Origin of the sequence: Leptothoe sp. ISB3NOV94-8A (assembly GCF_043421595.1) — a bacterium.
Classification (GTDB): Bacteria; Cyanobacteriota; Cyanobacteriia; order Phormidesmidales; family Phormidesmidaceae; genus Leptothoe; species Leptothoe turfae.
Window position 1 is genome coordinate 6646124 of the sequence record NZ_JAXSQW010000001.1, and the last position, 14147, is coordinate 6660270.

Genomic DNA, 14147 nt, shown 5'->3' on the forward strand with positions numbered 1-14147 from the left:
GGTTTGAATTTCAGTCCTTTTACAAGGTTTAACTGAGCCAAAGGCAACTAATTCAAAACCAATAACTTAAACCTCAAAACTTTTTTAGTTTCTCTGAAACCTGAATGCTTCAATGGATTGAGCGGTTAAAAACAAGCCTAAAACACTGTAGGAGAGAAAGAGTATGAGACCGCTAATGTCAAAAACTCCTTGGATAAAGTCGTTGTAGTGTGTGAGTAGGGAAAGATGACTGATCGCCTCACCTAAAGGACCTGGTATCCCACTGGCAACGCCTTCAATTAAAAATAAGACTAATATCAAGGCAAACGTTAAAATTGCTGCGAGCACCGTGCTTTCAGTCAGCGAGGAGATAAACATTCCCAGAGAAAGCACCCCCGCAGCCAGCAAAATGAGGCCGCCATGGCCCAAAAATAGCAATCGCATATCAAAGGGGGGATCGGAGGCTCCAACGATTAAAGCTTCGAGTACGAGCAGCGGTAATATCATGGTGAAAAAGAAGGTCACCACACCTAGCAGTTTGCCAAGGGCAACGGCCCAGTTGGTAATGGGGGAGGTCGCTAATAGCTCCAGAGTGCCTTGTTTGCGTTCTTCTGTGTATAACCCCATGGACAGGGCAGGCAGAATAAACAAGGCTAGGGAGCCCAAAAGTCCCAAATAAAGCTGTATAAATTCATAGGGCAGATCGATAGGTGTGGTCTGTAGTCCAGCCTGATCGGCAAAAGCTGCCTGGGCCACAATGCCCTGGGGGCCAAATACCAGGATGACTAATAAAAAACCAGCCAGTAACCAAAAAATAGTGGCGACGCCGTAGGCCAACGGTGAAGCAAAGTAGCTTTGTAGCTCTCGGCGGTAGATGGCAAGGATATTGCTAATGACGGTAATAATGCTATTCATCGCTGTCTGGGTCCGATGGGCTATCTGTTGGGCTATCTGGGGATGGCATGTCAGTTTTGTCTTCTAGGGATGAGGGGGGTGGCGCGTCAGGGCTGGAATCGGCTGCATTATCTGTAGGCGGTGCTGGGGCGGATTCAGGAACGGCTTCGGTGGCTTCTTCAGTTGTTAAGCCGATAAACACGTCTTCTAAGCTGACGCGATTGCGGGATAGTTCATAGAGGCCGAGGTTGGCGTTGACGATAGCCCATGCGATCGCACTGCCCGGATCTTGGTCAGTGGCTGCCATCACCTGAAATCGATGGTGGTTGTCCGCTAAGCCTTCATCCGACAGCGATTTTACAGAGTCCACCTGGTGCAGTTTGTTCAGGACGGCTTGAGCCTGCTCTGGGTCACCAGCCACTTCAATGGCATAGCCTAGCTGACCTGCCAGACGGGCCGTGAGATTGTCTGGGGTGTCCGTGGCAACGATGCGGCCTTTGTTGATAATAGTGATGCGATCGCACGTCATACTCACCTCAGGCAAGATGTGCGTTGAAAGAATGATGGTATGTTGTCCTGCCAGACTTTTAATCAGATTGCGGACATCAATAATCTGTTTGGGATCGAGACCTACGGTGGGCTCATCCAAAATAATGACCGGTGGATCGTGGACGATGGCTTGGGCAATGCCCACCCGCTGACGAAACCCTTTGGAAAGTTTGCGAATTAAGACCTTCTTCTTCTCGCTGAGATTGCATCTCTCCATTGCCGAGGCCACCTGCTTGTCCCGATCTTCAAGGGGCACGCCTTTAATTCGAGCTACAAAATACAGAAACGCCTCCACGGTCATATCTGGGTACAGCGGTGGCGTCTCAGGCAAATAGCCAATGTTTTGCCTGACCGCCATCGAATCAGTGTGCACCTCGTGGTTAGCAATACGGGCTGTTCCACTGGTGGCTGGTAAATACCCTGCCAATATGCGCATGGTTGTGGTTTTCCCGGCCCCATTAGGGCCTAAAAAACCTAAGATTTCTCCAGGCTCTACTTTGAAGGACACATCGCTAATCGCAACGGTCGAGCCGTAGGCTTTGCTAAGCTGCTCTACCTCAATCATGGTTCACCCAATAGAACTAAGCCGAATATCAAATCAAAGGCGATTGATCTCGCTTGACCATTCTGCCACTGAATTTCATAACGGTTGCTGCAAAATTGTGCAACCCTATACGGACTAACGGGGGTAGAACTTACATCCCTTTAGCATCAGTGGCTATAGCCCGCGCATCAACAGTTTCAGGCACTCTTAACATAAAAGCCCTTCTACTCTGTATGACACGCTACGACACGTTAGCACATACATTTGAGTGCAGATTGAGTGCAGTGGTCAATAGTCAGGTAGCTCTGGTCTTTGAACCATATGAGCATAGGTAGATGCCACCATTTTGGTATTAGCGTGGCCTGCCATCTCAGCAGCCTGGGGAAGTGTCCATTCTTTGTACTCCAGGCCGTGACTAATGAATGTATGCCGAGCTGTGTAGGGAGGGCGATAAGGGATACCTGCCTTCTTACACATGGGTTTCCAACAACAGTCACGAATGTACTGATCATTAATTGGCTGCCCCTTTATTGTGGTGAATATCAGATCATCTGCTCCTGATTCACTGCCATGACGCTGTCTGAACATGGCGATTAGCCTTTCATTTAAAGGCAAGACCCTGACGCTGCCGGTCTTAGTCTCTTTCCGAACTCTTGCGTAACCTGCTGTTCGACCGTCACCGGCGCGGCTTAAAGACTCGCATATGGTGACGCATCGTCGTTTCAGGTCAATATGTTGCCACCTCAACCCAATAGCCTCGGAAGGTCTGAGGCCCAATGAGAATAGAACTACGCATAGGTCATGAAACTGGCTACAACGTTCATCCGTCTTGAAAGCTAACAGCAAGGCCTGTACCTCTTGGACAGTGAATACATCATGACTACGAGGCTTGGTTTTGATGACTTTGAGGCACTCGATATCAACGAACGGATCTGCATCTAAATGATTTGCGATCGCAAGCCACCTACCAAACTGTTTGAGAATGCCAAGGTTTTTGTTAGCCGTAGTTGGTGACTGTTGGCCACGTAGCTTTTCTACTAGGGTCGTTGCATCGTCAGGTGTTTTGATGTCTTGTCCAAATCGTTTGATATGCGATCGCACCGACCGATAGCGAGATGCAATGGTCTGCTCACTCAGGCCCTGCTCACGCTTGTAGTCAATGAACTCATCGAACAGTTCATATGTTGATGGTTGATTGACGGCCTGATCAGCAGAGCTATGCTGCAAGCGATAGCGGTCTAAGGTGTGGTCATATTCGCCATAGGCGATGTCTCGGGCTATTTCACTGCTGACCCGCTCAGCTATTTGGCGGTTAATCGGAGTATCGGGCAGCCCCAGTGAGAGGTGACGCTGTTTGCCGTCATAACGCCATCGAAGCCGGAGCATGTTGTTTCGTGCCCACACCACAACAGCCCCTTTCTTGTGGCGGGTCTTTCTGCGTTTAGCCATTGTGAAGAGCGATGAGAGAGAATGTGACAGTTCTTCGTAGCGAACAGAAGATGTAGTGTTTTTTCTGGTTACTTTGCGAATTTAAATGTTCCAATGTTCCAGACGCCTTGAAGACCTTATCTGCAGGGGGTTTAACCTGGAACAATTGCGTTCTCTGGGAAGTGTTCTGATATGTTCCAATCAGCCAAAGTGTCAGCTTTTGGAACACTTGGAACACTTCTGGAACATTTAAATCCATGCTAATTGTTCCAGCTAAAAGCATTGAAACTACTGATGTGGAACCCTATTGGAACATTTGGAACACTTATTTAGGTAAGACTTTGAAATTTTGGTCGCCAGACACGTTTTTTAGGTCCTGTAGGCTGTGCCACTGGACTACGGGATAACTCAAATCCCAGCTCTCTAAGAATGGTTCCTACCTCCTTTGAACTCTTTCTGGACTGCTTTTTTACATCCATGCCTATGACATGAGTCAACAACCATTCCGTTGTAAAGTCGGACGAACCGTTGACTCTAGCAGCGATGAGAGCTTTCCATGGATGTTCAGTTTGATAAGGCTTATTTAGCTCGTTGATATCACCATCTTCAGTGGTTTCCCACCACCAGCGAACATTTTGACGGTACAGGAGTGTTGCGGCTGCCCATATTCGGTCTCGCTCCGAGCGCACAGTTGTGACATCAATTCGCTTCCTCACGGGCACTACCCAGAATCGTCTTGAACCGGTTGGGTCTGACAGAAACTCGCCTTCATTGGTGGTCCCAGCAATAACGGACTGCCTATGCAAATCCTCCGGTTTTCGCCCATATGGAGGGCGTAAAAAGTCAGTGCTAGATGACATGAAAGCTTTAGCTTGACTGATGTCCTTGCGCCTAAAAACAGTTTCCAGTTCGGCCCATTCAACAATCCATCGACAATGCATCTTGATTTTTTCGTCCTTGTCAGATGATGAGCCCATGCCATCATCAAACCAGGGACTGCTGGCAAGGGTTTTTAACCATGTTGACTTCCTAGCTTCCTGTGGACCTTGCAGGATGAGAGCGCAGTCATGTTTGCAGCCAGGTTTATGAGCGCGGGCCACAGCTGCAATCAGAAACCTCTTGACCATCAGGTTGCAAACTGGCTCCTCTGACCCAAAGTGACGAGTGGCTATGTCATCAAGGATGCTCGTGTCATCTCCATGGCGGTCTGCAACGCTGGTCAGATATTCAACCACGGGGTTGTATGCATTGACTTTGGCGATTTTCACTATGATTTCATGGATATCCTCTCGACTAGATTTGAGGTGTAACCCATAGTCTACGAGTAGGTCCACCTTCAACGTGTCAAGATCCATAGGCTTGCCGTCTACCTCAATCTCCTTCCTGATTGTGTTGAGACGTAATCTTTGGCCAAAGTACTGTTTAGTCTGCTCATACTCTCTGAGCAGCCTTGGCTTTTCATCTGGAGACGTAGCCGGTAGCCGTTCTTTAACCCTGGCATTGAACAGTTTGGAAGCCGTGAATCTATGGCGGCCCTCTTGTTTGCACCACTCCGCTAACTTGACGTCAGCGGTTTCTTTGGTCTCATAGCCCATCTGCACCATGTCAATGAGTTCATCCACCTTGCATTCCAGCTCGGCGGTTGCAACTTCTATGTCACGGTCTTTTTGCTTCCGGCTTTTCTTCCTAGGTTTGCGCTTTTGGGAGGTGCCATTTGCCGACTGAGGGCGCTGCTTCAGGGGTGCGATCGCATCCATGATCGCCTGCGAGTCACAGCCATTAGACCAGCATTGAAATGCACCGTCATTCTCTCTAATGGTGAAGTTGTCATCCTCACACACCGGGCAGATGTACCTGCCTTTCTCTTTTGCTGGGGTAAGCTTGTCTACATGGTCACGGATGTCGAAGCTATTCCGGTTGCCAGTTGAGATAGGTGAAGGAGAGTATCGCTGGCCCTTTTTTTGACCCAAATTCTCACGGCCACTGCCCCCTGAGCAGTGGCCGTTTTTACTATCTGTAAGCATGGTTTTTCTGCGTTGATGTTGATGGTTCCGCGCCAGGCGCAGGTTGTTCTGGCAATGTGGACATGAGATAGTCATGGACGGCTCTGTCATGTTGGTGGGTGCCTCGGTCGGTGAACCAGGACAGACACAGCCGGACGTTGTAACGAATGCCAGACCTTGGGTTATCAGGGTTCAGGTACACCCAGTAGGTGCCTTGTGGCCATTGACCGTCCTTGCGCCGGTCACGCAGGTATGACCTTGAGACGCCCATGCGTTCGCATAGGTCGCTTGCTTTGATAAATGGGTATTGCATTGTTCAGAGTCTTGTTGTTACTCGGTGCGGTTTCCACCGACAGACATAACCCTAGTGCATCTGTATTGACTGCCACAACCCTTTAACTGCAATGACTTCAGATAGTTGTATGTGCAACTAAAGGCACTGGAGATGAGTGTGACTGAGAAAGTCATTGCAGTGCTATTGCTAACGCGATCGGCAACGATCAGACACGCTCATCTGTGAAAGGTGGGTTCTGATTATTCGTTGGTATCTTTTAAAAACCACTGGAAAGGTTTAACCTTTCCGGTTGCCGTTATCTAGTTTTTTAGGGTGTAAATTGGGGACTACCCGATGGATGATCGGGCATGGTGTGCTCACGCTTCAAGCGCTCACATCACCGCATCCCTTAGGTTGAAACTTCTTGACCTATTGACCAAGAAACGCACCAAAACCATGGTTACGAAATGTAACGGGGGGTAACTGAGTATCTTTGACTCTGGTGAGGCTTTTTTTGAGCTCCCTTGCTTCAATCTTTTGCAGGTTGTAGTCTGCGCATTCACTGCGGAAACCAATCGACATGTGAGATTCAGACGGCTGGGTGATGTACTGCACTGAGTAGGTCCATGCTTCCTTGGGGTCTTGGGATGAACTGACCTCCATCCCCATAACCTGAACCACATCCACGAACCACCTCCCTTCGTCTGCATCGTGGTAAGTAATCAGAGCTAGTTCAAGAATTTGGAACTTAGGCTTGGATATCAACTCTCCATTGGTGATGATGGCTTTCTGTGACCACCGGTCATAGGCGTTGATGATGGCGGTCTCTTTGTCAGGTGATGTTAATGGCTGTTGTACCTGCTGTGTCATGGTGATTTATCCCTCTAAAGTGCTTTGGATGTAGTGGTTAGATTTCGGGGACCTGAATCTGTCTTGACTGACTGATGTAGTAGCGCTGGATGGTCGGGATGCTGACTCTACAGAGATAAGAGACGTCGATATCTGACACGCCAGCCTTAAGCATCTCGGTGATAAACGTATGTCGGCAGTGATATTGCCCCAGGCGAAAAGCAACTTTGCGATCGCAAACCAGCGAATCAATCAAGGGTCGCCAATGACGTGTTTGGAAATTGCGGTAGTCAAAGTGGTTGCCCTTGATTGACGGCAGCACCCAACGGCTGTCACTGGTCGCTCGGAGCTGAGCTAAAAACGCCTGCATCTTTGCGTTACATGGGAACTTAGTGGCCTGATAAGTCTTGGTGGGTTGGACTAGGCCGGTGTCAATTGGCCTGGCCTCTTTGATCAGGATGTAGCTGTTGTCGTGGGCTACGTTCTCCCAGCGCAATGCACTTGCTTCCTCAGGCCGACAGCCAGTGAAGAACAAAAACCATACCCAGTTGGAGTAGTAAGGGTCTTTCTCCTCAAAGGCCTTGATAATCTCGGCCCGTTCATCATTCGTAAATGCTGTGTAGTTTCCTTCGGTCAGTTGACGGCGATGGTTTAGATATTTCGCCAGACCGCAGAAGGGATTGCGAGGGCACTTATCCATGGCAACGGCCCACTTAAACGCGGCATTCCATTGCTGTAGCGTTCTGCGGGCCGTCTCTACTGAGAACTGAGTCAAGAGCCATTCACGCATATCGTGCGAGTCATTGAGGTCCTGCCTGGTTCGCATCATGGTCAATATGCGCTTTTCAACCTTGGGATAGTCACGCACATAGGTGCTTGGACTCACAACAGGACGTCTGAACTCGGCGTAAGCAAGCCAGGTGTCATAGAGCTGTTTTGGGGTTACCTGTCTATTCATCGTTTTCCGCCCTCAAGTGTTCCGACTGTGGCGCATCTCCCCTCAGTGGCAAATGTGGCAAGTACGGGCAGATATAACCACATTTGCCGCCATAGGCTCTCATACCCGATCACCAAAGGGTGGCAAATGTGGCAAGTACGGGCAGATATGACCACATTTGCCATAAGCCCTATTAGCGGCGTGGGTGAACCATGTCCCCGTTGCCGTGCTGGTCTTGTGTTAACGTGCATACGTCTCATTTCCTTGTTGGACTGAGGCTCATAGGCACCTGGGGGAAGTTGGAAGCTAGCCCAGGTGCCTTTTTAACTAACCGAGATGTTAACACGGTGTGGTCATAGTTGCACATTTAGGGTAGAGTCAGTGCATGTCTAGTAACCTGGTGAGGTACAAAGTGAGCACAAAAATAAGCGTGGCTACCGATAAGGCGAGGCTGGTAGCGTACTGCGACCACGCCACCAAGAAAAAACTCGAAAGGCTAGCGGCATTGCGTTTTAGGAGTCTTAGTAACTTAGTTGAGTCGGTTTTGGCTGCAGAGATTGCCAGAGCTGAAGAGTCAGGTGAGCTGAAAGATGAATGCCAGTGAAAAACAAGATTAAACAATTCCTTGATGCGCGGGGGATTACAACCTATCGATTCCAGAAGGACGTTGGTATTGCCGTCAGTACCGCCTACAACCTTTACAAGAGACCAGACCAGTTACCGTCATCAACGGTTCTGACTAAAATTTGTGACACCTACGAAATCCAGCCAAACGAGGTATTGGAATGGATTGCACCAGAGCGAGAGGCCAATTAGACGCTGGGCGAACGTCTTGGCGGGTGATCGCCCAGGCCTTTCGACTGACAATGTTTGAGCAATTCAATGCAAGAAAGGCAATTCAACTGTTGAATCTGTTGAATTGCCTTTCTTGTGCTGAGGCCCATAGGCACCTGGGGGAAGTTCGACGCTAGCCCAGGTGCCTTTTTGATTAACTGAGATTTAGCCCCCTATATTGGGCGGGATAACGGCTTTATTTCTCAATGTCCACAGGTCCACAAAACAGCTAGAACCCTTGCTACATCTATTGTGGACCGGTCCACAAAGCAACGTTCATTGTGGTGTACGTCCACAAAGATGTGGACCCTAATCCACCGTCAAGTCCACAACAAGTCCACAGCAAGTCCACAGCGAGTCCACAAAGCAAAGACTGTTTTTTACTGTCCTTGACGTCAAAGATACTGTCAGTCGACAGGCGTTGACGTCAAGGACACTGACACCATGACACCTGTCGGCTGACACCATGACACCTGTCGGCTGACACTATGACACCTGTCGGCTGACACTATGACACCTGTCGGCTGACGCTTGTTGACACCAACCCAGACCCAACCCAGTGACCCAGCAACCCAAGCCAGCAATTGACCCAGGACTGATCCAGGACTGACCCAGTGGCCCAAGGTACCGTTTTGGGAGTGCAACCGGGGTGCTGGCGACCCCTCATCTATGAGTGAACGATTTTGCCAGTTTCAGACGGTACTGTTTTTGGAGTGCAACCGGGGTAGGTAGCTATTTTTATGCATTTGAGTGCAGATTGAGTGCAAGGCATAAAAAAGAACGATGAAACCATTGAAAAATGGCCATCGCGTTCTACCCTATACGGAAAGAATGCAGCAGTCCACCATGACCAGTAATAACCTAGGCCCTGAGAATTCTCTGACTTTTCTCTATTACTTTGGCACCACCACCCTGATTACGATTGTCTTAGCTAGTCTGGTACTTAACCTCAGCCCAATGAGTGTTGTACCGAATCAGCTGGGTTTAGTTATGGGGCTGGTGGGCGGTGGACTGGGACTGTACTTTAATCGCTCCATCACCCTCAAACAGTCAATTAAGGGACATAAAGTATTTCTTAATCAGATTGAACAACCTTTGACTGAGCTGGGCTACAGTCGTGTGGAAGACGATAGCTTGCCGACTGACCTTGTAATGTATGCCCGTAACAATATACGGGGGTTACTATCGGGAAAAATCTATATCCGATTGGATGGCAAAACAGCTTATATCACTAGCCGAGCTGTCCATATTCGTGGCCTGAAGCAAAAGCTGTAAAGTTGTGCGTAATTGGGTTTCTTTCCTCCTTTACATTCAACCTGTGCTCATTATCTAAAGATGGCTAAACCTAAGAAACAAAAATTTCCCCATCTCCTTGGGTCAAAATGGACGGCCCAGCAGCGCACCATGGGTTGGCGGCATTTTCAAGTCACAAATCGTAAAAATGAGGGCAAGCTCGTTTTTGCAGAGCTAGTGGCATCTTGTGATCCAGCGGTTCGATTTTGGATTAATGCCAACGTGCTCAAGAATCGACAGCTGTGGAGCTCAGGATGGCAAACTCTGGATCAAATAACTGGCGGGCAAAACAAAATCGATGGCATATCTTAACCATTCTTCTGGAGAAAGAACGCTAGTATATTAATTGAGTAATAATCTTTACAGAAGGTGCATTGCATTTGTCCATTGCTTGTTTGGACATATGTTGAGTGGCATTCATTAAAGGTTCTGTTTAAGCTAGTAACAGTTTGTGTTTCTTGAAATAGTTACATGGGCCTTTTGGAATTATTTAGCTTAAGTGCGATTGATGTACAGCTCCAACGCTCCCGAACCTGAATTAATGAAGGCGATTTTACAGCCACTGTTGGATGATTTTCAGCATTGGTTTAGTCGTTCCATTAATTTATTGGAATCTGAGACTATCGATTTCCTAGGCGAGCATGGGCAACAGGATTTACTCAATCGGGTGCGTCGAGCTCAACAACTGGTGAGTGCATCCCAGTCACTATCTCAGGCTATAGGCAACCAGGCAGGTGTAGATATGGCTGTTGTGATGTCTTGGCATCAGTTAGTTCATGAATGTTGGAATGTGGGTATCCGCTTTCGACAGCAGCAAGCCCAAGCGGCCCCCAGCAAACCTAAAGAGGATAATTAGCGCAATCGCTTTTCCCTATGCTGCATTTACTCTATATCTTCGCTTTTACTATCCTGGCCGTATTGGCAATTGTCAACTTGGCCCGCAATCTCATTAGCTTGGGTATCGAAACCCGACGGGTGAGTGGTAATACGGCTGAATCAAAGTCCAGTCAACGTCGCGTGCCTCATCCTGAGCTGTTGGACAGCGATGGCAATGTGTTGGATGAGCCTCTGCTAGTCATGCGCTCCATATCCATCAAAGATGCCCGTGAGCAACTAGATGCGATTTACGATTCATCTGGTGGTGGCAATCCTTTGGATGAGACAAAGGACGATTAGTTTCCTTTAGGGCAATGGACATTCTTAAAGAGTTAGAGCATGGCGAAGTTTGTAAATGACTTTACTGTGCTCTAAGCTCTTTTTGTATCTCTAACAGGGTTACTTTCAGGGGTATTTCTTATGTTTCTGATGCGAAATCTTGACTGATAGCACCCGGTATTAGAAGGGCAAAGCCTATAAGGGAGTGCCCCTCACCTTTAAATCTGAATATTTCCTTGGGCTTAGCTCAGCTGAATTTCAGCCAAAACCTATTTAATTGGAGCTGATATTGTCCCATGGCATCCTATGGATTTAGAGAATACATTAGTCATTATTCCAGCGCTGAATGAATCCACCACGATTGGCAATGTAGTTAAATCCTTGCGTAACCAAGGATTATCCCACATTCGTGTGGTGGATAATGGTAGTCAAGATGGCACTGCGGACGTAGCTGCTCAGGCGGGGGCTGATGTTGTCCAGGAACACCTGAAAGGTTATGGGCAAGCTTGCTGGCGAGGATTGCAGTCAGTCCCTGAAGGTATCGAGTGGATTTTGTTTTGTGACGCTGACGGTAGTGATGATGTAAGCCAGCTGCCAGAGTTCTTTGCTCAGCGAGAGAGCTATGACCTGATTTTGGGGAACCGTCGGGGCACGGAATCTGGGCGTCAGCAACTGAGTCCAGTACAAAACTTTGGTAATGGGTTATCCGGTACGCTCATTGCTTGGGGGTGGGGCTATCGTTTTCATGATTTGGGGCCGCTGCGATTGGTGCGGAAGACATCTCTAGAACAGATTGGGATGTGCGATCGCAACTTTGGCTGGACCGTAGAGATGCAGGCCCGAGCAGTAGAGTGTAACCTACGTATCCGTGAGCTACCCGTCAATTATCTGCCCCGTCAGGGCGGTCAGTCCAAAATTTCAGGCACTGTGTCCGGTAGCTTCAAAGCCGGAACCATTATTTTGTCCACGCTGGCGAGTTTATATTGGCAGAATCTGTGGCGAGGCAGTGATCAAGAATCGGCCCAAGCTAATGCCCCTGGTTTACTGTGGATGAGTGCCCTGTTGCTGGTTGCTGGCACCGTTTACACATTGCCCCATGGTGCCTTTAGTGAGCCATCCTCGGTGATCCAATTTTGGATTGGTAGCGCCATTATGGCGGCAGGCTTTGTTCTGGCCTGGGGGGTGCGTAGTATTTCAGGTGTGTGGTTTTGGAGCGTGGCCATTGTTACTCGGCTGTTGCTCTTGGCTATGTATCCCGGTAATGATATCTGGCGTTATCTGTGGGAGGGCTACGTTCAGCTCCAAGGATTTAGTCCCTATGACTTTGCGCCGACGGCTGATGTGCTGGAGCATCTACGTACGCAATGGTGGGACCAAATCAATCACCCCTATGCCTCAGCCATTTATCCACCGGTAACCCAGTTTGGGTTTCGCACCCTGGCCAGTATTTGGCTATCGGTACCGCTGTTTAAAGCGGCGTTTGCAGCAGCAGATCTGGCAGTGTGTTGGTTGCTGAGTCGGCGGTTTGGTTATCGAGCCACACTGCTCTATGCCTGGAATCCACTGGTGCTCTATAGCTTTGCCGGTGGTGGGCACTATGACAGTTGGTTTGTCCTGCCGTTGGTGATGGCCTGGCTGTGGTTTGACCGCCCCAGCCATCAACCTGAAAAATCCAGTTCCCTGCCACCCTTCACCTATTTGGGCAGTGCTTTATTTGTGGGCATTAGCATTGCTGTTAAGTGGATTTCACTGCCCGTACTGGCTTTTTTGGTGTGGCATGCTCTACGTCGAGGTCGTATCGGTATTGCCTTGCTAAGTGGTGTTACCGGCCTGCTGCCTGTGATTCTGGCGGCTATTCCTTTCTGTAGCCCCACATCCTGTCCCCTCGTCAGATTTGGCTCTTCGTTTGTGGTCACGGGCCGTTGTGCAGAGCTTATTCCTTACATTGTGGAACAACTGTGGGCACCCTCGCGCTGGGCCAACTGGCTCTATGCTTTTCCATTGGCCTTAGTGATCGTGTGGCTGCTGCTGAGAGCGACCACATTTCACAAGTTTACAGAGTGGTACCTGATTGGCCTGATGGTGATTTCGCCCATCGTACATTTCTGGTATCTCAGCTGGCTGATGCCCTTTTTGGTATTGAGTCGCAACCTGGGCATTCGGCTCATCAGTCTTTCTGCCTACGTGTATTTCACCTTGCTATATATGTCAGCTGCAGGAGACCATAGCTGGATTTTGCCAGAAGCTCAGCGTCATATATTGTGGTGGCCGTTTGTTCTAGGAGTTGCCTGGAGTAGTGCTAAGGTAACGTGGCCGCAACTGGCGCTGACACCAAAATTGAACAGAACTTAATGCACTTCTCAGGATTTGTTCAGTTGGCAATGAGAGATTGCAAGTGACTGCTCGCTGACTCCTCATTCAAGAATAGTTATGAAACGTAAGTATTTATCCGCCCTTTTTCTGACTTGCTCCATTGGTTTAGTTGGTTGCTCCACGAGTGCTGTGACTACAACCGCTGACCCATCTTCAGCCCAGGTAGAAATTGCGTCTGCCCAGGGGGTCGATTACACCCTTTACGATGATGTACTGAGTACCTATGTGGACGACTCTGGCTGGGTCAACTATGCTGATTTGCAACAATCTCGACAGGCGTTGGATACATTCAACAATGGTTTAGCCACTGTGGATGATGCCACTTTGAGCAGCTGGAGTGAGGAAGAACAAATTGCTTTTTGGATAAATGCTTATAACTCTCTAACGCTAAAATCGATTGTTGACCAAACTCCTCTAAAGCCTAGTATTAAAGATATTACAGGGGTGTGGCGTCTGCGTAAGCATCCGATTAATGAAAAAGAAAAGACGTTAAACAACATTGAGCATGATGTTCTGAGGGTTGACTTTGATGAACCTCGACTCCATGCGGCCATTGTCTGTGCTGCCATTAGCTGCCCCCCGTTGCGTAACGAAGCCTTTACCGGCGAAAACCTTGACGCTCAGCTGGATGAACAAGTAGAGCAATGGCTAGCAAGACCTGACGGCCTCAAAATCGATAAAGCAGCTGGCGAAGTCAAGGTGTCTAAAATTTTCAGTTGGTTTGGCGGCGATTGGATCCCTAGCTATGGTGTAGACAGTGGCTTTACCGGCAGCAAAGAAGAGCGAGCTGTTCTGAACTTTATTAGCCAGTACGTTAGTGATGAGGATCGGGCTTATTTGGAAGCTGGTGATTATCAGGTTAGTTATTTCGACTACGATTGGACTCTCAACAACCAGCCATAGTAAAGCAGGTGTTGCTGATCCTCAATGTGATTTTATCTGTAGCGTTTGGGTAGATTCTGCCTGCTATTGATCGATGCCCATGGCAGATCAGCAACGGCATTAAACAAACATCAAAACAATGAGGGGTGACAT

The 14147-nt window shown here is 48.6% G+C and carries 14 protein-coding genes; 7 read left to right on the forward strand and 7 right to left on the reverse strand.

Annotated elements, in window-relative coordinates:
• Window positions 1-84 precede the first annotated feature (84 nt).
• The 7 genes from SPB21_RS28560 to SPB21_RS28590 all read right to left on the reverse strand — a co-directional run bounded on the left by SPB21_RS28560 (window position 85) and on the right by SPB21_RS28590 (window position 7478).
• Window positions 85-894, reverse strand: coding sequence for an ABC transporter permease (locus SPB21_RS28560; protein ID WP_499868400.1), 810 nt, complete (start codon window positions 892-894; stop codon window positions 85-87).
• Window positions 887-1987, reverse strand: coding sequence for an ABC transporter ATP-binding protein (locus SPB21_RS28565; RefSeq protein WP_499868402.1), 1101 nt, complete (start codon window positions 1985-1987; stop codon window positions 887-889). Before SPB21_RS28565 ends, SPB21_RS28560 begins: the two co-directional genes overlap by 8 nt.
• Before the next feature lie 267 nt (window positions 1988-2254).
• On the reverse strand, window positions 2255-3415 hold the full coding sequence (locus tag SPB21_RS28570) for a tyrosine-type recombinase/integrase (RefSeq protein ID WP_499868404.1): 1161 nt from the start codon (window positions 3413-3415) through the stop codon (window positions 2255-2257).
• 308 nt (window positions 3416-3723) lie between these two features.
• A complete protein-coding gene (locus SPB21_RS28575; protein ID WP_499868406.1) occupies window positions 3724-5418 on the reverse strand; it encodes a virulence-associated E family protein in 1695 nt (564 codons plus the stop codon).
• On the reverse strand, window positions 5405-5668 hold the full coding sequence (locus tag SPB21_RS28580; RefSeq protein WP_499868408.1) for a hypothetical protein: 264 nt from the start codon (window positions 5666-5668) through the stop codon (window positions 5405-5407). Before SPB21_RS28580 ends, SPB21_RS28575 begins: the two co-directional genes overlap by 14 nt.
• A gap of 432 nt (window positions 5669-6100) precedes the next feature.
• On the reverse strand, window positions 6101-6541 hold the full coding sequence (locus tag SPB21_RS28585; RefSeq protein WP_499868409.1) for a hypothetical protein: 441 nt from the start codon (window positions 6539-6541) through the stop codon (window positions 6101-6103).
• 37 nt (window positions 6542-6578) lie between these two features.
• Window positions 6579-7478, reverse strand: a complete 900-nt coding sequence (locus SPB21_RS28590) for a site-specific integrase (RefSeq protein ID WP_499868410.1) — start codon at window positions 7476-7478, stop codon at window positions 6579-6581.
• Window positions 7479-8051: 573 nt separating this feature from the next.
• On the opposite strand from SPB21_RS28590, the gene SPB21_RS28595 reads away from it, so the two are divergent.
• The 7 genes from SPB21_RS28595 to SPB21_RS28625 all read left to right on the forward strand — a co-directional run bounded on the left by SPB21_RS28595 (window position 8052) and on the right by SPB21_RS28625 (window position 14015).
• Window positions 8052-8273, forward strand: a complete 222-nt coding sequence (locus SPB21_RS28595; protein WP_499056993.1) for a helix-turn-helix domain-containing protein — start codon at window positions 8052-8054, stop codon at window positions 8271-8273.
• Window positions 8274-9074: 801 nt separating this feature from the next.
• Entirely contained in the window at window positions 9075-9566 is a 492-nt protein-coding gene (locus SPB21_RS28600) for a hypothetical protein (protein ID WP_499056992.1), read from the forward strand.
• A gap of 60 nt (window positions 9567-9626) precedes the next feature.
• Window positions 9627-9896, forward strand: coding sequence for a TIGR02450 family Trp-rich protein (locus SPB21_RS28605; protein ID WP_006518167.1), 270 nt, complete (start codon window positions 9627-9629; stop codon window positions 9894-9896).
• 196 nt (window positions 9897-10092) lie between these two features.
• Window positions 10093-10440 (forward strand): DUF2605 domain-containing protein, encoded by a 348-nt coding sequence (locus tag SPB21_RS28610; RefSeq protein WP_163664675.1) that lies wholly within the window; start codon window positions 10093-10095, stop codon window positions 10438-10440.
• A gap of 17 nt (window positions 10441-10457) precedes the next feature.
• A complete protein-coding gene (locus SPB21_RS28615; protein ID WP_163697679.1) occupies window positions 10458-10760 on the forward strand; it encodes a DUF2973 domain-containing protein in 303 nt (100 codons plus the stop codon).
• Window positions 10761-11045: 285 nt separating this feature from the next.
• Window positions 11046-13091, forward strand: a complete 2046-nt coding sequence (locus SPB21_RS28620) for a glycosyltransferase family 2 protein (RefSeq protein ID WP_499868412.1) — start codon at window positions 11046-11048, stop codon at window positions 13089-13091.
• Window positions 13092-13169: 78 nt separating this feature from the next.
• Window positions 13170-14015, forward strand: coding sequence for a DUF547 domain-containing protein (locus tag SPB21_RS28625; RefSeq protein ID WP_163664681.1), 846 nt, complete (start codon window positions 13170-13172; stop codon window positions 14013-14015).
• Window positions 14016-14147 lie beyond the last annotated feature (132 nt).